General features: G+C 72.2%; 23 protein-coding genes. 14 read left to right on the top strand and 9 right to left on the bottom strand.

Translation table 11 applies throughout. The features are described from left to right. Nucleotides 1-64: 64 nt before the first annotated feature. Complete coding sequence (locus tag ABEB03_RS34415; protein WP_345656780.1) at nucleotides 65-1099, bottom strand: LacI family DNA-binding transcriptional regulator; 1035 nt, start codon at nucleotides 1097-1099, stop codon at nucleotides 65-67. Nucleotides 1100-1258: 159 nt separating this feature from the next. On the opposite strand from ABEB03_RS34415, the gene ABEB03_RS34410 reads away from it, so the two are divergent. Further along, nucleotides 1259-2692 (top strand): amidase, encoded by a 1434-nt coding sequence (locus ABEB03_RS34410; RefSeq protein ID WP_345656779.1) that lies wholly within the window; start codon nucleotides 1259-1261, stop codon nucleotides 2690-2692. Between the two features lie 13 nt (nucleotides 2693-2705). On the opposite strand, the gene tnpA is transcribed toward ABEB03_RS34410, so the two are convergent. Beyond that, nucleotides 2706-3140 carry an IS200/IS605 family transposase gene (gene tnpA, locus ABEB03_RS34405; RefSeq protein ID WP_345656778.1) on the bottom strand — a complete coding sequence of 145 codons (435 nt, stop codon included), beginning with the start codon at nucleotides 3138-3140 and terminating at the stop codon, nucleotides 2706-2708. 27 nt (nucleotides 3141-3167) lie between these two features. Here tnpA and ABEB03_RS34400 point away from each other — a divergent pair, with 27 nt between their 5' ends. From ABEB03_RS34400 to ABEB03_RS34385, 4 genes are all read left to right on the top strand, one after another. Next, nucleotides 3168-4415 carry an RNA-guided endonuclease InsQ/TnpB family protein gene (locus ABEB03_RS34400; RefSeq protein ID WP_345656777.1) on the top strand — a complete coding sequence of 416 codons (1248 nt, stop codon included), beginning with the start codon at nucleotides 3168-3170 and terminating at the stop codon, nucleotides 4413-4415. Nucleotides 4416-4435: 20 nt separating this feature from the next. Beyond that, on the top strand, nucleotides 4436-4660 hold the full coding sequence (locus tag ABEB03_RS34395) for a hypothetical protein (protein WP_345656776.1): 225 nt from the start codon (nucleotides 4436-4438) through the stop codon (nucleotides 4658-4660). Nucleotides 4661-5038: 378 nt separating this feature from the next. After that, nucleotides 5039-6529 carry an SPFH domain-containing protein gene (locus tag ABEB03_RS34390; RefSeq protein ID WP_345656775.1) on the top strand — a complete coding sequence of 497 codons (1491 nt, stop codon included), beginning with the start codon at nucleotides 5039-5041 and terminating at the stop codon, nucleotides 6527-6529. A gap of 155 nt (nucleotides 6530-6684) precedes the next feature. Beyond that, nucleotides 6685-7131, top strand: a complete 447-nt coding sequence (locus ABEB03_RS34385) for a type II toxin-antitoxin system PemK/MazF family toxin (protein WP_095938053.1) — start codon at nucleotides 6685-6687, stop codon at nucleotides 7129-7131. Nucleotides 7132-7140: 9 nt separating this feature from the next. On the opposite strand, the gene ABEB03_RS34380 is transcribed toward ABEB03_RS34385, so the two are convergent. Then, nucleotides 7141-7971: a TIGR02452 family protein gene (locus tag ABEB03_RS34380; RefSeq protein ID WP_345656773.1), complete on the bottom strand. Its 831-nt coding sequence runs from the start codon at nucleotides 7969-7971 to the stop codon at nucleotides 7141-7143. A gap of 257 nt (nucleotides 7972-8228) precedes the next feature. On the opposite strand from ABEB03_RS34380, the gene egtA reads away from it, so the two are divergent. From egtA to egtD, 4 genes are read left to right on the top strand one after another with little or no spacing between them, the layout of a single operon-like run. Then, on the top strand, nucleotides 8229-9563 hold the full coding sequence (egtA, locus tag ABEB03_RS34375; RefSeq protein ID WP_345656772.1) for an ergothioneine biosynthesis glutamate--cysteine ligase EgtA: 1335 nt from the start codon (nucleotides 8229-8231) through the stop codon (nucleotides 9561-9563). Further along, a complete protein-coding gene (egtB, locus tag ABEB03_RS34370; RefSeq protein WP_345656771.1) occupies nucleotides 9560-10891 on the top strand; it encodes an ergothioneine biosynthesis protein EgtB in 1332 nt (443 codons plus the stop codon). The genes egtA and egtB overlap by 4 nt, the downstream gene beginning before the upstream one ends. Beyond that, a complete protein-coding gene (gene egtC / locus ABEB03_RS34365) occupies nucleotides 10891-11682 on the top strand; it encodes an ergothioneine biosynthesis protein EgtC (protein WP_345656770.1) in 792 nt (263 codons plus the stop codon). The genes egtB and egtC overlap by 1 nt, the downstream gene beginning before the upstream one ends. Next, nucleotides 11679-12650 (top strand): L-histidine N(alpha)-methyltransferase, encoded by a 972-nt coding sequence (egtD, locus tag ABEB03_RS34360; protein ID WP_345656769.1) that lies wholly within the window; start codon nucleotides 11679-11681, stop codon nucleotides 12648-12650. Before egtC ends, egtD begins: the two co-directional genes overlap by 4 nt. A gap of 139 nt (nucleotides 12651-12789) precedes the next feature. Here the strand turns inward: egtD and ABEB03_RS34355 are convergent, their stop codons facing one another. Next, entirely contained in the window at nucleotides 12790-14052 is a 1263-nt protein-coding gene (locus ABEB03_RS34355; protein WP_345656768.1) for an extracellular solute-binding protein, read from the bottom strand. A 288-nt stretch (nucleotides 14053-14340) separates the two neighbouring features. Between ABEB03_RS34355 and ABEB03_RS34350 the strand changes: the two genes are divergently transcribed. Next, a complete protein-coding gene (locus ABEB03_RS34350; RefSeq protein WP_345656767.1) occupies nucleotides 14341-14556 on the top strand; it encodes a dodecin in 216 nt (71 codons plus the stop codon). Between the two features lie 72 nt (nucleotides 14557-14628). Here ABEB03_RS34350 and ABEB03_RS34345 read toward each other — a convergent pair whose 3' ends face one another. Next, entirely contained in the window at nucleotides 14629-15120 is a 492-nt protein-coding gene (locus ABEB03_RS34345; protein ID WP_095938045.1) for a phosphatase domain-containing protein, read from the bottom strand. Between the two features lie 103 nt (nucleotides 15121-15223). Then, nucleotides 15224-15775, bottom strand: a complete 552-nt coding sequence (locus tag ABEB03_RS34340; RefSeq protein WP_345656765.1) for an RNA polymerase sigma factor — start codon at nucleotides 15773-15775, stop codon at nucleotides 15224-15226. A 46-nt stretch (nucleotides 15776-15821) separates the two neighbouring features. On the opposite strand from ABEB03_RS34340, the gene ABEB03_RS34335 reads away from it, so the two are divergent. The 3 genes from ABEB03_RS34335 (at nucleotide 15822) to ABEB03_RS34325 (ending at nucleotide 19547) form a co-directional block, all read left to right on the top strand. Further along, nucleotides 15822-17207, top strand: coding sequence for a serine/threonine-protein kinase (locus tag ABEB03_RS34335; RefSeq protein ID WP_345656764.1), 1386 nt, complete (start codon nucleotides 15822-15824; stop codon nucleotides 17205-17207). Nucleotides 17208-17350: 143 nt separating this feature from the next. After that, complete coding sequence (locus tag ABEB03_RS34330) at nucleotides 17351-18097, top strand: DUF4232 domain-containing protein (RefSeq protein WP_345656763.1); 747 nt, start codon at nucleotides 17351-17353, stop codon at nucleotides 18095-18097. A gap of 208 nt (nucleotides 18098-18305) precedes the next feature. Then, nucleotides 18306-19547: a polysaccharide deacetylase family protein gene (locus tag ABEB03_RS34325; RefSeq protein ID WP_345656762.1), complete on the top strand. Its 1242-nt coding sequence runs from the start codon at nucleotides 18306-18308 to the stop codon at nucleotides 19545-19547. 71 nt (nucleotides 19548-19618) lie between these two features. Here the strand turns inward: ABEB03_RS34325 and ABEB03_RS34320 are convergent, their stop codons facing one another. From ABEB03_RS34320 to ABEB03_RS34310, 3 genes are all read right to left on the bottom strand, one after another. Next, the gene (locus ABEB03_RS34320; protein ID WP_345656761.1) at nucleotides 19619-21508 is read right to left on the bottom strand and encodes a ricin-type beta-trefoil lectin domain protein; all 1890 of its coding nucleotides are present in this window, start codon (nucleotides 21506-21508) and stop codon (nucleotides 19619-19621) included. Nucleotides 21509-22061: 553 nt separating this feature from the next. Then, nucleotides 22062-23030, bottom strand: coding sequence for an aldo/keto reductase (locus ABEB03_RS34315; protein WP_345656760.1), 969 nt, complete (start codon nucleotides 23028-23030; stop codon nucleotides 22062-22064). 81 nt (nucleotides 23031-23111) lie between these two features. Beyond that, nucleotides 23112-23885, bottom strand: coding sequence for a nuclear transport factor 2 family protein (locus tag ABEB03_RS34310; RefSeq protein WP_345656759.1), 774 nt, complete (start codon nucleotides 23883-23885; stop codon nucleotides 23112-23114). A gap of 334 nt (nucleotides 23886-24219) precedes the next feature. Between ABEB03_RS34310 and ABEB03_RS34305 the strand changes: the two genes are divergently transcribed. Further along, complete coding sequence (locus ABEB03_RS34305) at nucleotides 24220-25233, top strand: LLM class flavin-dependent oxidoreductase (protein ID WP_345656757.1); 1014 nt, start codon at nucleotides 24220-24222, stop codon at nucleotides 25231-25233. Nucleotides 25234-25247 lie beyond the last annotated feature (14 nt).

Here is a 25247-nt window from a genome sequence, read left to right as displayed (position 1 = left end):
TGTCCGGTGTCCGCGGGGAACAGCCCCCAGCCTCACACAGACCCGGGTGCGGGCCCAGCCTCTCTCAGCTCGAATCGCGGTGCACGACCCGTGCGCCGAGGACCTCGTGCGTCTCGGGCGCCGCACCCGGCCGGCGGACGGCGCGGTCGACCAGTTCGGCGAGGTCGCGGCCGGACGGCAACTCGATGTGGACGGTGCTCAGGCGCGGCCGCAGGAGCCGGCCGAGCATCAGGTCGTCGGCGCCGATGACGGCCGTCTCGTCCGGGATGCCGACGCCCTCGTCCTGCAGGGCGCGCATCAGCAGCATGGCGTACTCGTCGTTGTAGGCGAACACACCGTCGAGGCCCAGGGTGCGCCAGCGCGCCGCGAGCCGGGCCGCGTCCTCCTCCGCGTACGCGAGCGGCAGTTCGGTGACGGACGCCTCGCTGCCGCGCAGGGCGCGGCGGACTCCGTCGAGGCGCGGCCGGGAGAAGATCTCCAGTCCGGATTCGCCGGGCATGACTACGCCGATCCGGCGACGGCCGCGGGCCAGCAGGTGGGCGCCCGCGCTGTGGCCGACGCGGTCGTGGTCCATGAGCAGTGCGTGGGCGCCCTCGACGCGTTCGGGCCCCAGGGTGACCACGGCGCGGGCGCCGGCCCGTTTGAGGACGGCGAGGCCCTCGGGGCCGAGGCCGCTGCCGGGCACCAGGACGGCGACCGGGCGGAGCTCCGCCCAGGCGCGGGCCGCCTCGTCGCCGTGCAGGCCGACACCGCCGTACTGCACGACGGTGTAGTCGAGGCGGCTCAGCGCCCATTGGAGTTCGTTGAAGAACTGGCTGTAGAGGGGGCCCACCGGGACGGTCGGGGCGGGCATGAGGACCATGCGGCTGTGTCCGGCGCGCAGACTGCGGGCGGCTGCGTGCGGGACGTAGCCGAGTTCCTTGGCGGCCTCGTGGACGCGGCGGCGGGTGGGTTCGCTGATCCGGACGGCGCTGGTGTTGTTCAGGACGTACGAGACGGTCGCGCGGGACACTCCCGCCAGACGGGCCACATCGGCGCTCGTCGGCACGGGGCGCTGGGCGGGGGACGACGGGGCGGACTGCTTCGGTATCTGCACCATGACGTACGGCATCCTTGCAGAACCCCGGCGAGCCGCTCCGTGCCGGGGGTCCAAGGGCCCCGCGACGTGCAGAACTCCATTTGGCTCAATGGAAGTTGCCCTTCCCGTACCGGTCGGAGCGTCCAGAGGTTACCGTTCGGTAGACAGAGTGCTTCGGAGGTGTCCCGAATGGTTCCCGACCGTGCCGCAGGTCTGGCCGAATGTGCCCGCGCCCTCGCCGACGGCGAGGTGAGCGCGCGGGAGTTGACCGAACGTGCGCTGGCACGGATCGACGCGACGCAGCCGACCCTGAACGCGTTCCGTGTGGTGCGCGCCGAGGCCGCTCTCGCCGAGGCGGACGCCGCGGACGCGGAGTTGGCGGCAGGGGTGCGGCGGCCCCTGCTCGGGGTGCCGGTGGCGGTCAAGGACGACATGGACGTGGCGGGTGAGCCGACCGCGTTCGGCTGTCCGGGCGACTTCCCGCCGAAGGACCGGGACGGCGAGGCGGTCCGCCGGCTGCGGGCGGCCGGAGCCGTCGTCGTGGGCAAGACCAACACGTGCGAGCTCGGTCAGTGGCCCTTCACCGAAGGGCCCGCCTTCGGTGCCACCCGCAATCCATGGCACCACGACCACACCCCGGGCGGCTCGTCCGGGGGTTCGGCGGCCGCCGTGGCGGCGGGGCTGGTTCCCGCCGCGCTGGGCTCGGACGGTGCGGGCTCGGTGCGCATCCCTGCCTCCTGGACGCATCTGGTCGGCATCAAGCCGCAGCGCGGCCGGATCTCCACCTGGCCGCGCCCGGAGTCGTTCCAGGGCATCACGGTCAACGGCACGCTGGCCCGCACGGTCGCCGACGCGGCTCTCCTCCTGGACGCGGCGAGCGGCAACCACGACGGCGATCTGCACCGCCCGCCCGCGCTGCGGGTCCAGGACGCGGTGGGGCGCGACCCCGGAAGGCTGCGCATCGCGCTGTCGCTGAAGCCGCCGTTCACGGCGCTGCCCGCCCGTCTCGATCCCGCCGTACGCGCGCGTGTCGTCGCGCTGGCGGAACGGCTGGCGGAGCTCGGGCACGTGGTGGAGGAGGCCGAGCCGCGCTACGGGCGCATCGGCCTCACCTTCATCCCGCGTGCCACGGCGGGGCTCGCCGAACACGTGCGCGAGGTGCCGCGGCAGGACCTGCTCGACCGGCGCACTCTCGACGCCGCCCGGCTGGGCAGGCTGCTCGGCGGCGCGCCCCTGCGGGCCGCCCGGAAGGCGGAGGCCGCGCTGCACCGGCGGGTCGGCGCGCTCTTCGAGACGTACGACGTGCTGCTCGCGCCGACGACCGCCGCTCCCCCGCCGCGGATCGGTTCGATGGTGAACCTCAACGGCCTGGGCACCGACCGGGCCATGATCGCGGCCTGCCCCTACGCGTGGCCGTGGAACATCCTCGGCTGGCCCGGGGTCAACGTGCCCGCCGGCTTCGTCGGTGACGGACTGCCCGTGGGCGCGCAGTTGCTCGGCCCCGCGAACAGCGAACTCCTGCTGGTGTCGCTGGCCGCGCAGCTGGAGGCGGACGGGCGCTGGCACGAGCGGTGGCCGCCACACCGGACTCCCGCGGACTCACCGGTGGCGTGAGGGAGTTCCGGCCTTACCGGGACTCTTGCAGAAAGCCCCGGCGTTCACGCCGGGGATGAATGCATCTCAAGGCAGCTCTGACGTGCACTTTAGAGCGGGCGCNGAAATACGAGGGCGACCACAGGTGTCCGTGCATGATGGCGCGGTTGATCTGACCGGTGAACTCCTGCCGTATCCGGCGGGCGGATACACCTTTGAGGCTGTTGACCAGCTTCGAGACGGCGACCTTGGGCGGGTAGTGCACCAGGAGGTGGACGTGATCGCGTTCGCCGTTGAATTCCGTGAGCTCTGCTTCGAAGTCCTCGCAGACCTTGCTCATGATCTCTTCACAGCGTGTCAGCATCTCGTCGTTGAACACCCCGCGCCGATACTTCGTCACAAAGACCAAGTGAACATGCATCGCCGAAACAACGTGTCTGCCACGCCCATAATCGTTCTGTCCATCCATGAGACCAATCGCAGTAGGATCTTGGGTGTGCAGCTCCGCTACAACTACCGGGCCTACCCGGACGCCTCCCAGCGCCGTGCGCTGGCCAGTGCGTTCGGATGCGCCCGCGTGGTGTGGAACGACTGCCTGCGTGACCGGAAGGAAGCGCACGCGGCCGGGCTGCCGTATGTGAAGTCGGCGGAGCTGTCCCGGCTGCGCATCACCCAGGCCAAGCGCACCGAGGAACGCGCCTGGCTCGCCGACGTGTCGGCGGTCGTCCTGCAACAGTCCCTGCGGGACCTGGACACCGCCTACAAGAACTTCTTCGACTCGGTCAAGGGCAAGCGGCAGGGCCGCAAGGTCGGACCGCCCCGCTACAAGTCGAAGAAGGACAGCCGGCAATCGATCCGTCTCAACATCAACGCCTTCTCTCTTCAGGACGACGGCACGGTGTATGTGGCCAAGGTCGGCAACCTCCAGGTCAAGTGGTCCCGTCCACTGCCGGCCGCGCCCACGTCCCTGACCGTCACCAAGGACAGTTGCGGCCGGTATTTCCTCAGCTTCGTCGTCGACACCGAGCCGGACATCCTCCCGGAAGTCGAGACGGAGTGCGGCATCGACCTCGGCCTGTCTGCCTTCGCTGTCCTGTCCGACGGCCGCAAGATCGACAGCCCGCGTTTTCTGCGCCGGGCCGAGAAGAAGCTCAAGCGCTTTCAGCGGGAACTGTCCCGCAAGATCAAGGGATCGAAGAACCGGGCCAAGGCCCGCATGAAGGTCGCACGCCAGCACGCCAAGGTGGCCGACCGGCGCCGGGACTTCCACCACAAGGCTTCCACACAGATCATCCGCGACAACCAAGCGGTGTACGTGGAAGACCTCGCGGTGTCCGGTCTCGGACGCACCCGGCTGGCCAAGTCCGTGCACGACGCGGGATGGTCCACGTTCGTCGGCATGCTCCAGTACAAGGCGACCAAGCACGGCCGCACCTTCGCCAAGGTGGACCGGGCCTTCCCGTCTTCCCAGGTCTGCTCGGCCTGCGGATTCCGGGACGGCCCCAAGCCCCTGCACGTCCGCGAGTGGACGTGCGGCGAATGCCACGCCGTGCACGACCGCGACCACAACGCAGCACGTAACGTCCTCTTCAAAGGACGCCGAATCGTCGCCGCCGGACGGGCGGAGACGCTAAACGCCTCGTGGAGCGCTGGTAAGACCGGGACGAAAGTCCCGGCACAGCGCGGTGAAGCAGGAAGCCCCTGGAAGGGTCAGACGACCCAGGCCGGAATCCCTGGACTTTAGGCCAGGGAGCACGTCAACCTGTGACCATGGACGACGCGTCGATGGTCGGTTTGATGGGGCGGGTGACCGGCACGGTCGGGCCCGGGCTCGTCGGCGAGGTGATCGTCCGGGTGCGTGGCGGCGCCGAGCACTTCCTCGCGTACCCCGCCACGTCGAAGGACCGCATCGAGCGCGGCACGGTCGTGATGGTGGTGGAGTACCTGCCGCCGCGCACGGTGTACGTGTCGGCCGCGTACGACGACTGACGCCGGCGCGCGCGCCTACGCCGACGCCGACTGGAGTGCGCCGCAGGGGAGTTCGGCGTGCGGCGCCCTCCGCTGCACGGCATCACTCGGCACCGCGCACCGCAGGGCTTGAGCCGGTGACCGCGCCCTCCGCCGTACGTGTGAACCGCTGACCGCGCCCTCCGCCTACGTGAACCGATCGCCGCGCCGTGACGACGCGGCCGTCGGCGTGTGCCCCGCGCACCGTCGTCAACAGCTCGTATGTGAGGCCTTCGTCCCAGGTGAGAGCCGTATGCGTCAAGATTGCGACAAGGATCTGTCAGCGTCTGTACCCCGGCCTTGCGCAGGAGCACACTCCCGTTCGTTCGGTGCCGAAAGGGCACCATGCAAAGGGGGCGTATGCCGATGGTTGTCGGCGTCGTCGCGGGGGCAGCCGTCCTCGCGCTGATCTTCGTCGTTGTGGTCTTCAAGCTCATGTGGCGCGTCGCGGAGCCCAACGAAGCACTGATCATCTCCGGTTCGAAGCATCGGACCGAGGGCCTTGAAGAAGGCATGGGATTCCGCATCGTGACGGGCCGCGGCACGCTGGTGCTGCCGGGCGTGCAGGCGGTGCGCAAGCTGTCGCTCGACCTCAACGAGACCCAGCTGTCCGTGGACTGCGTGACGCACCAGGGCATTCCGCTCAAGGTGCGTGGCGTGGTCATCTTCAAGGTGGGCGACGACTTCGTGTCGATCGCCAACGCGGGCCGCCGCTTCCTCGACCAGCAGAAGCTGATGTCGGAGCGGGTGCACAACGTGTTCGCCGGTCATCTGCGGTCCATCGTCGGCGGGTTGACCGTCGAGGACATGATCCGCGACCGGGAGAAGCTGACCGGTCAGACCCGTGCCGCGTGCGGTACGGAGATGGAGAAGCTCGGCCTGATCGTCGACTCGCTGCAGATCCACGAGATCGAGGACCCGACCGGGTACATCAAGAACCTCGCCATGCCGCACGCCGCCGCCGTCCAGCGCGACGCGCGTATCGCGCAGGCCGAGGCGAATCGTCTGGCCACCGAGGCCGAACAGCAGGCAGCGGCACGGATGTCGGAGGCGACCCGGGACAGCGAGATCCTCCAGGCCGGCTACCAGGCCGAGCGGGACAAGGCCGCCGCCAAGGCCCAGCAGGCCGGCCCGCTCGCCTTCGCGGCCGCCCAGCAGGACGTCGTCGTCCAGGAGACCCGGGTCGCCGAACTCGAGGCGCACCGCCGCGAGCAGCAGCTCCAGGCGGACGTGCGCAAGCCGGCGGACGCGAAGGCGTACGAGATCCGTGCCCGCGCCGAGGCCGACCGCGACGCACGCATCTCGTCGGCCCAGGCCAAGGCCAAGGAGACCGAACTGGCGGCCGCGGCCGAGGCGAACCGGGTCAAGACGGCCGCCAACGCCGAGGCCGAGGCGACGAAGGCCCGGGGTGCGGCCACCGCGACGGCGACCCGCGCCACCGGCGAGGCGGAGGCGGCCGCCGCTCAGGCCAAGGGTCTGGCGGAGGCCGAGGCGACGCGCGCGCGGGGTCTCGCGGAGGCCGAGGCGATCAAGGCGCGGGCCGCCGCCCTGGCCGAGAACCAGGAGGCGGTGGTCGCCCAGCAACTCGCCGAGAACTGGCCGGAGATCGTCCAGGCGGGCGCGAGCGCGTTCGGCAACGTCGACCACATGGTCCTGCTCAACGGGGCCGACGGCATGTCGGACATGTTCGCCAAGGCGCTCACCATGGGCGGCACCGGCCTGGGTCTGGCCCGGCAGCTGCTCGCGTCGATGAACCAGAACGGCACCGCGCCGAACGGCACGGCCGCCGGGCTCAACGGCTTCACGGGCCCGCGCACGGAGAAGGTGGCCGTGGAGAACGACGAGGGATGAGGCGCTGAGGCTTCGGGCGTACGGGAGTTGGCTCCCGTACGCCCGAAGTCGCGTGTCCACGGGGTCTCGTAACAGGGGCCCGCGGGCCGGCGTCCCGTCAGCGGAGGTCGGCCCTGCCCGTCGGTGCGCGCCCGGCAGGCTCTAACGTGGCCCGCGTGACTGCCTTTACCGACGAAGACGTGCCCGGCCGCCACGGCCCCTCCGCGACGACCGAGGCCGAGCCCCGCGAGGTGGGGCGGGTGCGGACCGAGTACTCCCCCGCGCACGACGGGGACCCCGATCCCGGTGAGATCGTCTGGACGTGGGTGCCCTTCGAGGAGAACGACGGACGGGGCAAGGACCGTCCGGTGCTCGTCGTCGCCCGCGAGGCCGCCGGCACGTTCCTCGCCGTGCAGCTCTCCAGCAAGCGGCACGACGGCGACCGTGAATGGGTGCCGATCGGCAGCGGTCCGTGGGACCGGTCGGGGCGCGACTCGTGGGTGGACGTGGACCGGGTGCTGCGGCTGCACGAGGCCGGCATGCGGCGCGAGGCGTGCGCCCTGGACCGGATGCGCTTCAACCTGGTGGTGCACCGGCTGCGGGAGCGCTACGGCTGGCGGTGAGCGGATCGGCTACCGACGCACGGCCAGCTCTGCGAATGCCCGTTCGAAAGCACCCAGGGTGACCGACCCGCGGGTGCGGTCGAGCACTCCGAACACGACGTGGGTGAAGGCGCCGGCGAACCGGCCGTCGGCGCCCAGCAGCGTGTGGAAGGCGTCCGCCACCTGTGCGGGGTCGTTGCGGAAGACGCCGCAGCCCCACGCTCCGAGCACCAGTCGCCGGTAGCCGTGGGCCACGGCCGTCTCCAGGACCCGCTCTGCGCGCACCGCGAGGGCGCCCGGCAGCTCGGCCGCGCGCTCGGGTGTCCTGCGCAGGACGACGCCCGCGTTGGGCGCCGCGGCGGTCAGGAATCCGGCGTGGTACGGCGCGTCGAGGAGGGCGCCGCGGTCGTCGCGGAAGACGGGCACGGCGGGCGAGTGGATCACCCGGTCCGTGTAGAACGGATCGCGGTGGGCGCGGTGGTGGTCGTAGAACTCGCGGACCCCGGCCAGGCACGTGTACAGCGCCGAGGCCCGGCACAGGGCCTCTTCCTGGGCCTGCGCGCCGTTCAGATAGCCGCCGCCCGGGTTGCGCGCCGAGGCGAAGTTCAGTATGGCGACGGGGTCGTCCCCGGTCAGCCTGCGGGCGACCTGGAGGCTGCTCTCGGCGGTGACCTCGACGACCGTCTCCCGCGGAGCGAACGCAGGGACCTCCACCGGCTCCGGACCGTGCATCCTCGTGCCGGCACGGGCGGCGGCCACGGCCGCGCCGATCGGGACCTCACGTCCGTCGGACGCGCGATAGGCCCCCGCCGCGACGATTTCCTCCGTCCGCAGTGCCGTCGCACGCAGGCGAGCGCTCATGGCGCGACCCCCGTACGTGCCGCGAGCGCCCCCTGCGTGATCTCCCCCGTCGTGCCCATGAACGCATCGTGAGCGATGCTGGTCATGCGGCGCAACAGAGTTTCGCGGCCCCGCAAACAGTGTTTGGCGGTCCCGAAAGCGGCGATCTGCACCCTTGTGCGAACCGCCGCGAGGGTCTTGGGTGGGACGGGTGATTGCCGGTCCGGCCCACAAGATCCCGGGCCGGCGGCATGCTGGAATCTCAGGAGGATCCCTACATGTCCGATTCGGTGAGTGACTGTACGGAGTCCCATTCCGTCGTCACCGAGGCCGAGGTCGACGCTCTGGTCCGAGGCATCTGCTTCAAGACCGGGCCGCCCCGGTACCTCGGTGTCGAAGTGGAATGGCTCGTCCACGAGCTGCGGCAGCCGCGGCTCCCCGTCCCCTCCGCACGACTCGAAGCGGCCTACGCCGCACTGCGGACCCTGCCCCTGCGTTCGGCGCTCACCGTCGAACCCGGCGGCCAGCTGGAGCTCAGTTCCGCTCCCGCCGCCTCCCTGATGGAGTGCATCGGGTCCGTCTCGGCCGACCTCGACGCCGTCCGCGCGACGCTGCGCGCGGCGGGTCTCGGCCTGATCGGCTACGGCCAGGACCCGTGGAACCCGCCGCGCCGCTTCCTCCATGAGCCCAGGTACGACGCCATGGAGCACTGTCTCGACCGCGCGGGGCCCGAGGGCCGGGCCATGATGTGCACCTCCGCGTCCGTCCAGGTGTGCCTGGACGCCGGGTACGAGGAGCCGGGCCCGCTCGGCCACGGGCGCCGCTGGTGGCTGGCCCACCAGCTGGGCGCGGTCCTGGTGGCCGCGTTCGCCCACTCCCCGATGGCCCGGGGGCGGCGCACCGGCTGGCTCTCCACCCGGCAGTCGCTGTGGACCGCCATGGACCCGGGGCGCACCGACGCGCCGACGCCGGGCGTCGAGCCGCGCGCCGCCTGGGCCCGGCACGTCCTGGACTCCCCGGTGATGTGCGTACGGGCGTCCAGCGGCCCCTGGGACGTGCCCGAGAACATGACGTTCCGTGACTGGACGCGGTCGGGCAGCCCGCCGTGCAAGGAGGATCTGGACTATCACCTGACGACCCTGTTCCCGCCGGTCCGGCCGCGCGGGCATCTGGAGCTGCGCATGATCGACGCGCAGCCGGGCGACGACGGCTGGATCGTGCCGCTCGCCGTGACGGCGGCGCTCTTCGACGATCCGGACGCTGCCGAGACCGCCTACCGGACGGTGAAGCCGCTCGCGGAGCGGGCCGGCCCCCTGGCCGCCCCGCGCAATCCGCTGTGGCGTGACGCCGCGCGGTTCGGTCTGGCCGATCCGGAGCTGCGGGAGGCCGCGACCGTCTGTTTCGCGGCGGCGGCCGAGGCGCTGCCCCGGCTCGGTGCCACGACGGACGTCCTGGACGCCGTGGCGGAGTTCATCGAGCGCTATGTGGCCCGCGGTCGCTGCCCCGCCGACGATCTGCTCAGCAGCCTCCAGGGGCACTCCCCGGCCCGCACCCTCGATCCTTCACACAGTCGTTCGAACGGTCAGTTCCACGGGAAGGACATCCGCACATGACCGCCCCCGAATCGCTCACGGACCCGGAGTCGCTCAGGGAGCGTGCGCTGGACGCGCTCACCACGGCCCGCGACCGCACCGCGCTCCTCACGTCCTGCGTGGAGGACCCCGAGCTGACCGCACAGCACTCGCCGTTGATGTCGCCCCTGGTGTGGGACCTCGCGCACATCGGCAACCAGGAGGAGCTGTGGCTGCTGCGCGCGGTCGCGGGGCGCGACGCGATGCGCCCCGAGATCGACGGGCTGTACGACGCGTTCGAGCACCCGCGCGCCGAGCGCCCGTCGCTGCCGCTGCTGCCGCCCGCGGAGGCCCGGAAGTACGCGGCCGAGGTGCGCGGCCGGGCCCTGGACGTCCTGGAGGGCACCGCGTTCCACGGCACGCGGCTGACCGAGGCGGGGTTCGCCTTCGGGATGATCGCGCAGCACGAACAGCAGCACGACGAGACCATGCTGATCACCCATCAGCTGCGCCGCGGGCCGGCCGCGCTGACGGCGCCGGACCCCGCTCCGGTGCCTCGGTTCACCGGGCCCCGTGAAGTCCTCGTCCCCGGTGGCCCGTTCACGATGGGCACGTCCACCGAGCCGTGGGCGCTGGACAACGAACGGCCCGCGCACCGGCGTACGGTGCCGTCCTTCTTCATCGACACCACGCCCGTCACCAACGCCGCCTACCTGGCCTTCATCGAGGACGGCGGGTACGGCGACGAGCGCTGGTGGACTCCCGAAGGGTGGGACCACGTCCGGGGTCACGGCATCGAGGCGCCGCTGTTCTGGCGCCGCGAGGGCGGACAGTGGCTGCGGCGCCGGTTCGGCGTCACCGAGGTCGTGCCGCCCGACGAGCCGGTGCTGCACGTCTCCTGGTACGAGGCCGACGCGTACGCCCGCTGGGCGGGGCGGCGGCTGCCCACCGAGGAGGAGTGGGAGAAGGCGGCCCGGCACGACCCGGCGGCCGACCGCTCCCGGCGCTACCCGTGGGGCGACGCCGACCCGACGCCCGAGCACGCCAACCTCGGTCAGCGGCATCTGCGCCCGGCGCCGGCCGGCAGCTATCCGGCGGGCGAATCCCCGCTGGGTGTCCGGCAGTTGATCGGCGACGTGTGGGAGTGGACGTCGAGCGACCTGGCGCCCTACCCCGGCTTCGCGGCCTTCCCGTACCCGGAGTACTCGGAGGTCTTCTTCGGGCCGGAGTACAAGGTGCTGCGCGGCGGCTCGTTCGCCGTGGACCCGGTGGCCTGCCGGGGCACGTTCCGCAACTGGGACTACCCGATCCGGCGGCAGATCTTCAGCGGGTTCCGCACCGCGCGCGACGCCGGACCCGGGAGTGCCTGATGTGCCGTCATCTGGCGTTCCTGGGGCCCGAGGAGACCCTCGGCGCACTCCTCGTGGCACCGGAGCACAGCCTGTTCCGGCAGGCGTGGGCGCCCCGGCGGCAGCGGCACGGGACGGTCAACGCCGACGGCTTCGGCGTGGGCTGGTACGCCACCGGGGACCCGGTGCCCGCCCGCTACCGGCGCGCCGTGCCCCTCTGGGGCGACCAGTCGTTCGCCGACCTGGCCCGTGTCGTCCGCACCTCCGCGCTGCTCGCCGCGGTGCGGGACGCGACCGTGGCGGGTGCCGACGGGGAGGCCGCGGCGGCGCCGTTCGCCGCGGGTCCCTGGCTGTTCAGTCACAACGGCGCGGTCGCCGGGTGGCCCGGCTCGCTCGCGCCGCTCGCCACGACCCTGCCCGCGCAGGAAGTGCTGTCGCTGGAGGCCCGTTGCGACTCCGCGCTCGTCTGGGCGCTGGTCCTGCACCGGCTGCGCGGCGGCGACGACGAGGGCCAGGCGCTGGCGGACACGGTCGTGGAGGTCGCCGAGGCGGCCCCCGGCTCCCGCCTCAACCTGCTGCTCACCAACGGCGAGACGATCGTGGCGACCGCCTGGGGCGACACCCTCTGGTACCTCTCCGGGCCCGGCCCGCGCACCGTCGTGGCCTCCGAGCCGTACGACGACGACCCGCACTGGCGGGAGGTCCCCGACCGCACCCTGCTCACGGCGAGCCGCACCGAGGTGCTGCTCACCCCTCTCAAGGACATGAACGACGACATGGCACCCGCACAGCCGAAGGAGCCCCGTACGTGAGTCCGTTCCTTCTGACCCGCACCCTCCCCGAGGACGCCACGGACGCCGCGCTGCGCGCGGACGTCCTGCACGGCCTCACCGGTACGCCCAAGACGCTGCCGCCCAAGTGGTTCTACGACGCCCACGGCAGCGAACTCTTCGAGAAGATCACCGAGCTCCCGGAGTACTACCCCACGCGCGCCGAGCGGGAGATCCTGCTCGCCCGGGCGGGGGAGATCGCCCGGGCGAGCGGCGCGCGCACCCTCGTCGAGCTGGGTTCCGGCTCGTCCGAGAAGACGCGCCATCTCCTCGACGCGCTGCCCGGCCTGCACACCTACGTCCCCGTCGACGTCAGCGAGAGCGCGCTCACCCAGGCCGGTCAGGCGCTGGCCGCCGAGCGTCCCGGCCTCGGCGTGCACGCGCTGATCGCCGACTTCACCGGTTCCCTCACGCTGCCCGACACCCCCGGGCCGCGGCTCGTCGCGTTCCTCGGCGGCACGATCGGCAATCTGCTGCCCGCCGAACGCGCCGCGTTCCTGGCGTCCGTACGGGCGCTGCTGTCGCCCGGCGACGCGCTGCTGCTCGGTACCGACCTGGTCAAGGACGAGTCGGTCCTGGTCGCCGCGTACGACGACGCGGCCGGGGTGACGGCCGCGTTCAACAAGAACGTGCTGAACGTCGTCAACCGTGAGCTGGAGGCGGACTTCGACCCCGACGCGTTCGACCATGTCGCGCTGTGGGACACCGAACAGGAGTGGATCGAGATGCGGTTGCGCTCGCGGGCCGCTCAGACGGTGAAGATCCCCGCTCTCGACCTCGCCGTGCACTTCGCGCGGGGCGAGGAGTTGCGCACCGAGGTCTCGGCGAAGTTCCGCGAGGACGGTGTGCGGGCCGAACTGGCCTCGGCGGGCTTCGCGTTGACCCATTGGTGGACGGACGCGGAGGGCCGCTTCGCGCTGTCGCTGAGCGTCGCGGGCCAGGACCGCTGACAGGATCGCCGACAGGGCCGGGGCGGGCGCCGAAAGGGGCCCGCCCCGGCCCCTGCGGGGGTCCGGCGCCGACGTGGTCCGGCGCCGGCATGCTCCGGCTCCACGGCCCTCGCGGTCCCACGGCACCCGCCGCCCCGCGTCACTCGCCTTCGTCCGCCAGGGTCTTGGTGATGCGAGCCGAGGCGCGCCGCGCCTCCGTCGCCGGGTCGGCGCCGCTCAGTACCTTCGACATGTAGACCTTGATCGGGTTGTCGGCCTCGACCGCGGCCCACCGGGGCGAGGAGGGGGTGGCGCGGCCGTGGGCGGCGCCGGCCGCCATCGCCGCGGCCCCTTCCTCGCCCGCGACGGCGTCGGCGAGGGTCGTCTTGTTGGGCACGTAGTTCATCGTGCGGGCCAGCTCGGTCTGCCACTTGGCGCCCGCGAGCGCGGCGACGACGGCCGTCGCGCCCTCCCGGTCGTCCGTGTTCTTGGGCACCACGAGGTCGGAGCCGCCGGTGAAGACCGCGCCGGGAGCGGCGGCGGTCTTGCCGGGCACGGGGAAGAAGCCCAGTTTGCCCTTGAGCGCGGGATTGGTGCGCTCGATCGCCTGGACGAGTCCGGGGACGGCGACGATCTGCGCGACCCGGCCCTTGGCGAACACCCCCGACTGCGGCGGGTGTTCCTCGTCGGCGTCCACGGGCCCGTCGCCGAGCGCCTGGAGCCGCCGGTAGAAGTCCATGCCCCGTACGGCGGCCGGCGTCTGGAGTGTGCCCTCCCAATTGCCGCTGGTGGTCTCCTTGGCGAGGTCACCGCCCTCGTCCCAGATGAACCCCGACAGGGTGTACCAGTCCTGTCCTGCCAGGTATATCCCCTGGTTTCCGCCGGAGTTGAGCCGTTCGGTGTCGGCGAGCCACTGTTCGCGGCTCTTCGGCGGCTGCTTGATCCCGGCCCGTTCGAACAGGTCCTTGCGGTAGACGACGACGCGGTTGGCCGCGTACCAGGGGACGCCGAACTGGCGGGTACCGAAGCGGCCGGGCTCGGCGAGGCCGGGCAGCCAGGCGTTCATGCCCCAGTCCCGCATGGATTCGAGGGTCAGGTCGCTCAGTCCGCCGCCGTCGACGTACTGCGCCACCTGGGTGTTGCCGACCTCGATCACATCGGGCGCGGACGTGTCCCGCTCCTTGAGTGCCGCCTGCACCTTCTCGCCGATGCCGGTCCACTCCTGGATGCGGATGTCGAGGCGCAGGGCGCCGTGGGTGCGCTCGAAGTCCTCGGTGAACCTCTTCAGGAAGTCCTTGGAGGCGCTGTCCTTCATCAGCCACACCGTGACCGTCCGCTGCCCCGATCCGCTGTCGGGCAGGGCTCCGCAGGCGGTGGCCAGGAACGCGGTGACGGATACGACGGCGAGGAGGCGGAGTCTCACGAGGGGGTCCTGTTCTGCCTTGCGGACAGGGGAAGGGAGGCCCGACGTGGGGGACGAGCATGGCGCTCGCACGGGTGTTCTGGATTTTGGTATGGACCAATCATTCCGTCAAGGGTCGACTACGGAAGGCTGCCTCGGGAGCCGGGCGCGGGTGGTCCGCACCGGGCCTCCGGACGCGAACGGGGAGCGGCTTTCTCCGCGACACGCTCCCGACATCTCGCGGACCGTCGCACCGTGGGGCACCGTGGAATGACGCGGGGCACACCCGCCACGGAGAGGAGCACCCGCATGTCCGAACACACGTACCGGGTCACCGAGATCGTCGGCACCTCCCACGAGGGGGTCGACCAGGCCATCCGCAACGGGATCACCCGTGCCTCGCAGACCCTGCACAACCTCGACTGGTTCGAGGTCACCCAGGTCAGGGGGCAGATCGAGAACGGGCGGATCGAGCACTACCAGGTCGGCCTGAAGGTCGGCTTCCGCCTGGACGAGAGCGACTGAGCGCCCTCATCCGACCCGGTCCCTTCGGGCCGCCCCGCCCTGCCCCCTTCGGCCGGGCCCCCGACGGCTCGGTCAGGTCCGCCCTTCCCGCTCCTGCGCGTCCTTCAGCGCCGCCGACGTGGCCGCCCAGCGCGCCCGTACGACCCTGAAGCCCGCCCGTTCGGCGTCCGTGCAGACGAGTTCGTCGTCGTCGACGAGGACGCGGACCTCGCGGTCGCGCGCCAGTCGGCGCAGGATTTCCAGCTTGGTGCGGCGGGCGGGCCTGCGGTCGTCGTTGCGCCGCATCCAGATGCGCCCGGCGGGCAGGCCCTGCGCGGCGAGCCAGTCGACGGTGTCGCGGCGGCACCGCTCAGGGCGGCCGGTGAGGTAGACCACCTCGCACTCGCGTGCACTCTCCAGCGCCAGCGCGATCCCTTCGGGCAGCGGCGGGTCCTGCGGCGCCGCCGCGAAGAACGCGTCCCAGTCGCGGGGCGTGCGCTCCAGGAACCGCTGCCGGTGCGCGCTGTCCGCGAGCGTGCCGTCCAGGTCGAACACGGCGAGTGGTCTGCTGTTCGTCTCCTTCACGGGCCCACCCTATGCAGGTCCGCCTGCCGCGCCGCGCCCGACCGCGCCCCCTCCCTCACCGACGCGTTCGACACCCGTGCCCGGCATGCGGATTGAGGCTGCGTCAGGAAGCTTCCGCCAGCCAGGGCCTGACCTGCTTGCGCGCCTCGTGCAGCCGGGACTTGAGCGTGCCGAGAGGAATCCCGACGCGCTCGGCGACCTCGGCGTACTCCAGCTGGCAGATGTCACGGTAGACCAACGGCGCCACGAGGTGGGGGTGTTCGCGCTCCAGACGCTCCAGCGCCTCCAGCAGGTCGACACGGGAACCGGCGATGACACTCGTGGTGCGCGGATCGACCTGCTGGGAGGCGTCGATCGCGACCGGCTGCTCGGCGGCCCGCCGCTTCAGTTCCCGGTACTTCTGCCGGGAACAGTTCGCGACCACGGTGTAGAGCCAGGTGCCGAAGCGGCTGCGGCCCTCGAAGGTGGTGATCTTCCGCGCCACTTGGAGCAGGACGTCCTGGGCGGCCTCCTCGGCGTCCTCCCGGCAGGGCAGGAAGCGTCCGCAGCGCCGTACCACCTCGGGGCGGATCCGCTGGAGCAGTCCGTCCAGCGCCGCCTCGTCGCCGGCCGCCGCCCGCAGGGCCAGCTCCTCGGTCTGCGCCGCGTCCCGCACCGGGTGCTCCCCTCGCTGTCGATCAGAGGCCAGGCATGATAGTCGCATGCACTCCCTGGAGCGGATCGGCCGTTACCGTCTGGACCGGCGTCTGGGTGCCGGCGGCTTCGGCGTCGTCTGGCTCGCCCATGACGACGTGCTGGAGGCGCCCGTCGCGGTGAAGGTGCTCTCCGAGAACTGGATCGACCACCTGGACATCCGGGAGCGCTTCCTCTCCGAGGCACGGCTGCTGCGCCGGGCGGATTCCAGCCGGGTCGTGCAGGTCTATGACATCGGTGAACTCCCGGACGGCAGGCCGTACTTCGTCATGGAGTACGCCGACGGCGGCACCCTCGCCGACCGCGTCGGGACCGGTCCGCTGCCGGTCGCCGAAGCGCTGCGGCTGACCGCGCTGGCCGCCCGGGGAGCCGCCGCGCTGCACGAGGCCGGGATCGTCCACCGTGACATCAAGCCGTCCAACGTGCTGCTGCGCAGCACGGCCGGCGGGGGCGACCGTGTCCTGCTCGCCGACCTCGGCCTGGCCAAGAGCCTGGCCCAGGCCTCCGGCCTCACCATGGCGGCGGGCTCCGCGGGATACACGCCTCCCGAGCAGGCCGAGCCCGGTTCCGGGATCGACGCGCGCGCCGATGTGTACAGCCTGGGCGCCCTCGGCCACCACCTCGTCACCGGCTCGGTGCCGGGCCCGCCCGGCAAGGTCGTACGGCCCGACCGACTGCGCGCGGATCTCCCCGCGGACGTGGGGCGGGCGCTGACCCGGGCCATGGAACCCGACCGTGAGCGGCGCTGGCCGACCGCCGCCGCGTTCGCGGCGGAGCTCGAACGGCTGGCCGCGGACGGTCCGGGCGGGACCCCGGCCGCACCACGGCGCGGCAGGCGCGGCCTGGTCGCCGCGCTGGGCGTCGCCGTCCTCGCGGGCGCCGTCACCGTCGCCGCCACGCTCGCGACGCGGGAACCCTCGGCGGGGACCCTCCGGGTCGAGGACGGCACGGGACGGGTCACCGCGCGGGTTCCGGACGCCTGGGGCCGTCAGATACGGGACTCCGGCTGGAATCCGCGCGCCCTGGGGCTCGGGGACGGGCGGGAGCCCGGACTCGCCGTCGCGGACGACCTCGCCCGGTGGCAGGACCTGCGGTCGGACGTCAACGGCGCCTTCATCGGGCTCAGCGAGCGGGGCGACGTCGCCGCCGAGGTGCGGGCACTGGCGCACACCGGATGCCACTACGAGGGCAGCCGCGCCTACAGCGGCGCCCGCTGGCACGGTCTCATCCGGACCTGGGACGACTGCCCTGGCAGCGGCGGCTCCGTCGTCGAGGCGGGGCTGAGCCCGGCGGGCGGTGCCGCGCAGCCGCAGGTCTACGTGCAGATCCGTCAGAAGCACGCGGCCAAGGACACGGCCGACCGGGTCATCGGGTCCGTACGGGTCGGCACCTGAACGGTCGCGCCCGGACCGGCGCATTTTCCCGGCCGATCCCGCGAACTTTTCCGTGCGCCGGTGCATCGGACAGGGGTGACGGGGCACAACGCGCCGTGCGTACGCGTGAGGAACGCGTGCGGTGATTCCCAAGGAGTGGTGACATGGCGACCTTCCGGCGCGCAGCGGCGGACACGGACCCGGTCTACGCGGTTCCCGCGCACCGCACTTCGGCCCACGCCCGGCGGGCGGCGGTGCTCGCGGGCATCGCGGTGCTCGGCCTGCTCACGGGCTGCGGCACGGACGACTCACCGAAGAGCGCGCCGCAGACGCTCTCCGGCACCGCCGAGCCCGCCTCGGGCGACAGGACCGCGGACAGCGGTTCGAGCGGCACGGCCACCCCGGGCGGGGACGACACCTCGGCCGGGTCCGCCACCGCGTCCGGTACGACGTCGGGGGCGGCCCCCACGTCCTCGGGCAACTCCTCGGGCGGCGGCCGCTGCCACACCTCCGAACTGCGCGCGTCCGTGGGGAACAACGATCCGGGCGCGGGGCAGGAGAACTTCCCCGTCGTCCTGACCAACAAGTCCGGGCGGACCTGCACCGTGCGCGGCTTCCCCGGGGCCGCGTTCGTCGACGCGTCGGGCAAGCAGCTCGGCCCGGACCCCAAGCGCTCCTCGGAATCGCCGAGGACACTCACGCTGAAGCCGGGGCAGAGCGCCTGGGCAGGTCTGACCTTCTCCAATCCCGAGATCAGCGGGGCCAGGACGGCGACGCCGGCCGCGCTCCTCGTCACTCCCCCCGACGAGAGGGACCCGCTCAAGGTGACGTGGACGCGGGGCGAGGTACCCATCTCCGGCAACGCCTCGACGGTGTCCCTGACGGTCGTCCGGGCGGGCACCGGCACCTGAACCCAGCGGCCCCAATTCCCCCTGCCCCGCCACCTGCCCCGCAGGTCGGCGGGGTTTGTCACGGAACGGCTACGTGTCCTGGATCACGCGACCCTTTCCGGATGCCCGCGCATCCCACCGATTGACGCACCGCACGGAGCGGGGCGTCACAGGTACGGGGGCTCCGGCCGCAGAGCGGGAGCCGTGGCGAGAAACCCGGGGGACGATCATGAGCGGTATCTCACGCAGGCGGCTGCTGACCGCGGCGGCATCGGCGGGCGCCCTGGGCGCGCTCTCCGCCTGCTCGGCGAACGACTGGTCGGTGGGCAGTACCGGCGACGGCGACGGCGGGTCGCGGAGCAAGCCGCCCAAGCCGATCGGTGACGGTTCGACGGCCGACACGGGGGCCCAGCCCAAGCAGCCGAAGGCGCAGCGGCTGAAGCCGGGTGAGCGCCCACCGCAGTTCGTCGTCTTCTCCTGGGACGGCGCGGGCGAGCTCAGCAACAAGCTGTTCTCCCGGTTCCGCAAGGTCGCCGCCGACCACGGGGCGTCCATGACGTTCTTCCTCAGCGGCATCTACACGCTGCCCGAGTCGAAGAAGGACCTGTACCGCCCGCCGCAGCACCCGGTCGGTGCCTCCGCGATCGGTTACCTCTCCGACCGGCACATCCACGCCACGCTCCAGCAGATACGGGCCGCCTGGCTGGAGGGGCACGAGATCGGCACCCACTTCAACGGGCACTTCTGCGGTACGGACGGGGTGCGCCTGTGGTCGCCCGCCGAGTGGCGCAGCGAGATCGAGCAGGCGATCGGGTTCGTCACGCGCTGGAGGACGAACACCGGCTTCACCGATCTCGAACCGCTGCCCTTCGACTACCGCAAGGAACTGATCGGCGGGCGGGCCCCGTGCCTGGAGGGGCAGGCCAACCTGCTGCCGACCGTCGCCGACCTGGGCTGGAAGTACGACGCCAGCTCACCGGGCGGGCTGCAGATCTGGCCCGGGAAGGTGCAGGGCGGCCGGGTCTGGGACCTCCCGCTCCAGTCCATCCCGTTCCCCGGTCACTCCTTCCAGGTCCTGTCCATGGACTACAACCTGATGGCCAACCAGTCGAACGCGAACCCGCTCGGCGACCGTTCCCGGTTCGACGCGTGGCGGGCGCAGGCCCGTGACAGCTATCTCGCCGGCTTCCGCCGCGCCTACGAGGGCAACCGGGCGCCCCTCTTCATCGGCAACCACTTCGAACGCTGGAACGGCGGCATCTACATGGACGCCGTCGAGCAGGCCATCGCCCGGATCGCCGAACACGACGAGGTCAGGATGGTGTCCTTCCGCCAGCTCGTGGAGTGGCTGGAGGTGCAGGACCCGGCGGTCCTGCGGAAGTTGCGCACCCTCAGTCCCGGGCAGTCCCCGCTCGGCGGCTGGGCGGAGTTCCTGGGCACGGCGTCCCGTTCGGGCACGCCGTCGTCCTGACCGGGCGGCTCCGCCGTCATGACGACGGCTCGGTGGTTTCCGGTACGGCGGCGGGGCGGGGTGTGCCGGAGTCACCGGCGGCCTCCCCGCCCTCCCTCGCGTGCGGAACCGTAGTCCCCGTAGCCGTATCCGGGGTCGCGGCCGGAGCCGTACTGCCCGTCCCCGAGGCAGTAGGCGTACGGCGAGGTGCAGTACTCGTACGGCGGGGCGGAGGTCGTCGGAGCCGGCTGGGCGGTCGACGGGGTGGTGGACGACCCGTGGGCGGCGGGCGGTGCGGGTTCCGTCGACTCCGTGAGCGGTGCGGGGGTGGTGTCCGGTCCGCCGTCGGCGGAGCCCCAGTTGACCACCTCCATCTGGAGCGTGGGCGAGGAGCTGTCGAGCTCCCAGCGCTGGACGGCTCCGTCGTCGCGGACTTTGAGGAGCAGGGCCGCGCCGTCGTCGGCTGAGGCGGGCGCGAGGGCCAGGTCCTGGTTCCAGCGCGGCACCAGCGCGCCCTGGAGGGTGAAGTCGTAACGCCGGTCCTTCGCGCCGGGGCCCGACACGCCCGGGCAGGCGGTCAGCCGGACCGAGTAGCCGAGGTGGGAGTCGAGGCACAGGCCGGGGTCGGCCGCGTCGCTCAGCAGGCCGTCGGCTTCGTACGTCCACCGGCGGGCGGACTTCGAGGTGCACGAGGTGAGCCGGGCCTCCACCCCCTTGGCGGGCTTGTCGCCCACGATGCCGACGCACAGTCCGGTCGCGGCGTTGCGCAGCAGTCCCCGCGCGGTCTCGCCGGGCCGGGCCCCGGTCCCGATCCACGAGGGGTTCGCACCGGGCGACCGGCTCGGACCGGGCGCGTCCGAGCGGCCGGTGCCGTCGGCCGTGCCGTTCTCGCCGCCGGAGCTCGTGCCGGCCGCCCAGACGACCAGCGGGACCAGGATCAGGGTGCTCACGGTGAGGACGGCGAGGGCCACGTCGCGGCGGCGCGGTGCCCGGCGGGGGGCCTTGTGCGTGCCGGCCCCCTGTCCCCGGGGGGCCCGGTGCGTGGGCGTACGCGGGTCGCCGGCCCCGCGGCCGCGCGCGGCGGTGCGCGGGCGGAGTCCCGGCGGGAGCGGGACCTCGCGAACGGCGGGCGCGTCCGCGGGCGTCCCGGTCCAGGCAAGCACCCCCGTGTCGGCGGGAGTTCCGGTGAGGTCGGATGCCGTGGCGGCGGCCTCGTCGGCGGTATGGACCCCGTCGGCCGCGGGGATCGCGGAGGCGCGTCCGGGACGGGAGGCGACGTAGTCGCGCGCGGCCCAGCCGAGCACGGCCTCGGCGAGCGGGAGTCCCAGCGGGCGGTTGAACTGGTCCAACTGGTCGGCGGTGTGGCGGCAGTGACCGCACCGGGCCATGTGATCGCGCAGATCGGGGTCGAGTCCGGCCTCGCGGCGGCGCAGGGAGACGTCGAGCATCCGGTTGTAGCGTCGGCACTCCTGCTCGGGGGCCAGCTCGCGGTGGATCTCCAGACAGCCGGCGCGCAGCCGTTCCCGGGCCCGCTCCAGCTCCGGCGGGACGTCCTCGACTTCGTATCCCAGCAGGGCCGCGGGTACCTCAGGTCGCTCGGCCTCGACCTCGATGTGCCACAGCAGACAGCGGGCGGGCTCGGGCAGCCGCTGGAACGCCCGGGACAGCAGGCGTCTGCCCTCGGGCGGGAGGAGCCGTGCCGCGGCCCGGTCCTCGCGGTCCGAGCCGGTGAGCAGGTTCGGGTGGAGCATGTCGCGCCGCGGGTCGGTGAGCCACTCGGCGGCCATGCGCCGGACGGTGACGAGGAGTTGGGGCCGCCATGCGGCGCCGGGTCCCGACTGGTCCAGGGATTCGCCGAACAGGCGGGTGAATGCGGCCGTGGTGAGCATTCCGGCGGGCCGTACGCCGTGAGCGCACAGGCGCGCGTAGGAGTACACCGCTTCCCAGTGGCGGTCCAGCAGTTCGCCGACGGGATAGTGCACGGGTGCGTTCCCTTGGCTCTTCTTCATCTCGGCCGCGAGCCGTTCATCCGATACCTCGAACAACCGCGCCGGAGCCGGGGAATGAGGCAGCCTGGCATCATTCACGTCCGCTTTCCTCCCAAAGGCAACACGGAAATTAGTCCATACCAATGGGTATGTAGACCGCCCGACGAGGCGACCGGCCTACCCATGGGGGGCTGCGCCGCGCACGACCACCCCGGACCGCACCCGTGAAGCAATCCAGCCGCACTCGTGAAGCAAGGGGACGAACGGCCGGACCGTACGGGCACAGAAGGCAGCACAATATTGTCTGCACGCCGACAACGCACACCTTTGCACAGGCCCCCGAGACGGAACAAGCCGTCCGGCGATTTCCTTTTCCCCTGGCAGTCCGAGATATTGACAGAATGTCAGCGGGTCCCGGGAAAACGGAATTCGGAAACCCCGCCGCCACCGAGCCGCACGCGAGCCCGACTCATTGGGGCATCCCATTGGGAGCGCTCCCAATGGGATGCAGAGTCCACTCAATTCCGGGAACCGGGAATTCCGCCGCTCAGTGGCCGCTGATCGCCCTGGGCGTGTAGGCCCGCTCCAGCTCCTCGATCTCCTTGTCGGTGAGCTCCACCTCGACGGCGGCGACCGCGTCCTCGATGTGCAGCGGCTCGGTGGCACCGACGACGGGCGCGGTCACGACGCCGCGGTGCAGCAGCCAGGCGAGGGCGATCCGCGCACGCGAGGTCTCCCGTCCGGCGGCGATCCGGGCGACGGCGTCGACGATCTCGCGGTCGCCGTCCAGGTAGAGGTTCCGGCCGAACTCGTCCGTCCGGCTGCGCGCCGTGGCGGTGTCCCAGTCCCGGGTGAGCCGTCCACGGGCCAACGGGCTCCAGGGCAGTACGCCGACGCCCTGGTCCTCGCACAGCGGCAGCATCTCGCGCTCTTCCTCGCGGTACAGGAGGTTGTAGTGGTTCTGCATGGAGACGAACCGCGTCCATCCGTTCAGCCGCGCCGTGTACTGCGCCTTGGAGAACTGCCAGGCGTACATCGAACTCGCCCCGATGTAGCGGGCCTTGCCCGCCTTGACCACGTCGTGCAGCGCCTCCATCGTCTCCTCGACGGGGGTCGCCGGGTCGAAGCGGTGGATCTGGTAGAGGTCCACGTACTCGGTGCCGAGGCGGCGCAGACTGTTGTCGATCTCCGTCATGACCGCCTTGCGGGACAGACCGCGGGCGTTGGGCCCGTCGTGCATCCCGCCGTTCACCTTGGTGGCGATGACGATCTCGTCGCGGCGCGCGAGGTCGCCCAGCACCCGGCCGACGATCTCCTCGCTGGTGCCGTCCGAGTACACGTTCGCCGTGTCGAAGAAGTTGATCCCGGCCTCCAGCGCCTGGCGGATCAGCGGGCGGGAGGCCTCCTCGTCCAGGGTCCACTCGTGGACGCCGCGGTCGGGAAGACCGAAACTCATGCAGCCCAGGCAGATCCGGGACACGTCCAGGCCCGTCGAACCGAGCTTCACGTACTGCATGCTCACTCCTGCTCTCGCGCACCGTGGGATGGCGGCACTGCGGCCACCCGTTTCCCTGCCCGCCACAGGCCCGGTGAAGCCCTACTCGACGGGCGCCTCCACGTCGTCGTACACATGCACGGCCGAGATCAGGCCACCCTCGCCGCGCGTGCAGACGACCAGGCCCGCCTGCGGCGGAAGGTCGGCGTCGCCCCAGCGGTCGCAGACGTACTCGACGGCGCTGCGGGTGCCGTCGTCCGTGACGGTGCACAGCTTCAGCGGGATGCCCCCGCCCGCGGCGAAGAAGCCCTTGAACAGGTCGTTGAGCGCGGCGGTGCCGACGTACCGGTGGGTGTCGCCGGACGGTTCGCGGAAGTAGCCGTCGGCCGCGAAGGCCGCCACCACGGCGGCGACGTCCCCCTCCGCGAGGGCCGCCCGGTAGACGTCCACGACGTCGGAGGCGTGCGCGTCCGGGGCGTGCCGCACCAGCGGGGGCCGGACGACGTGACGGCCGAGCAGCGGCCACCGGGAGTGGTAGATCCGCACCGGCATATTGGAGGCGGGCTCCACCGCGACGGCGACGGGGAGCCCGATGCGTCCGCCGTCCGGTCCGTCGAGGCGCACGACCCATTCGCCGACGGCGCGCCGTGCGGTGACCGTGACGGCGGCCGGCTCCACGACGGCGGCGTGCTCCGTCCGCCACTCCTCCTGTTCGGCCAGCCAGGCGGCCAGGACACCCACGCCGCAGATGCGCCCGGCACCGGGATCGTCGAGCGCCACCGGCACGGTGGCCGTGTCCGGGTCGCGCAGGGCACCGGCGAGGTCGGCCGCTCCGAGCCGCTCGACGAGATCCGTGATCTGAGGAATCCAGACCATGAGTACTCCAGTGGGAATGCGAGACGTTCGTCTTCGCATCGTGTGCCTGTACGCGGCCGGGCGCGACCGCAGCGGCCCGGCTCCGGGCGCGTGCGGGTGACGCCGTTGGGCGTCCGCGGTGCGGGGACGGCGAAGGAGCCCTGACCGCCGCATTCGCATGCACGTTCGATCCAAGCCCGGCTCCCCCGGGCACCGGGGGACGTGCGCGGTCGCTGTCCGAGTCGCAGTCGCGAGCATGGGCGCCGGTAGCGGCACGGACGACCGGCGCAGACAGGGGCACCAGCACCGGTGCCGGCACCGGGAATCCTGAGGGCCCGCATGCGTTGAACCCCCTGTGAGCTCTGTGATCGCGGAAACCCGTTTCTCCGTACTCGACCGCTCGCGCACCCGGGAGGGGCACGAGCCGGCCGAGGCACTGCGTGACACCGTGCGCCTGGCACAGGACCTGGAAGCCCTCGGCTACCACCGGATCTGGGTCTCGGAGCACCACGGGGTGCCGGGAGTCGCCGGATCCGCGCCCACCGTCCTGGCCGCCGCCGTCGCCGCGGCCACGCGCACGATACGGGTGGGCACCGGCGGAGTGATGCTGCCGAACCACCGGCCGCTCGTCGTGGCCGAGCAGTTCGGCGTGCTCGCGTCCCTGTTCCCCGGGCGGATCGACATGGGTCTCGGCCGCTCCGTCGGCTTCACGGACGGTGTGCGCAAGGCGCTCGGACGGGACAAGGACGCGGCCGCGAGCGACGACTTCGCGGCGCAGCTCGACGAACTCCTCGGCTGGTTCCGCGGCACCTCCCCGACCGGCGTGCACGCCCGCCCGCCCGAGGGGCTGACCGTGCCGCCCTTCGTGCTCGCCATGGGTGAGGGCGCCGGCATCGCGGCACGGGCGGGCCTGCCCATGGTGATCGGGGACCTCAGGAACCGGGACAGGATGCTGCGCGGCGTCGACCACTACCGCGCGGCGTTCCGGCCGTCCGTCTGGGCACCGGAGCCGTACGTCGTCGTCTCCGGCACGGTGGCGGTCGCCGCGACCCCCGAGCGGGCACACCGCCTGCTGCTCCCCGAGGCCTGGTCGATGGCGTACTCCCGCACGCACGGCACCTTCCCGCCGCTGCCTCCCGCCGAGCGTGTGGAGACCCTCACGATGAACGGCAGGGAGCGCGCGTTCTACGAGTCCGGACTCACCGGCCACATCGCCGGTACCGAGGAGCAGGTCGCCGACGAACTGGCGACGCTGATCAAGGACACCGGCGCCCAGGAGGTACTGGTCACGACGAGCACGTACGACCGGGACGCCCTGCTCGACTCCTATCGCGGGCTGGCCCGGGTCGCGGGACTGACCCCGGCCTAGAATCGTGGGGTTTG

Origin of the sequence: Streptomyces siamensis (genome assembly GCF_039543605.1) — a bacterium.
GTDB lineage: Bacteria > Actinomycetota > Actinomycetes > Streptomycetales > Streptomycetaceae > Streptomyces > Streptomyces siamensis.
This window is presented reverse-complemented; position numbering and strand designations above follow the sequence as displayed.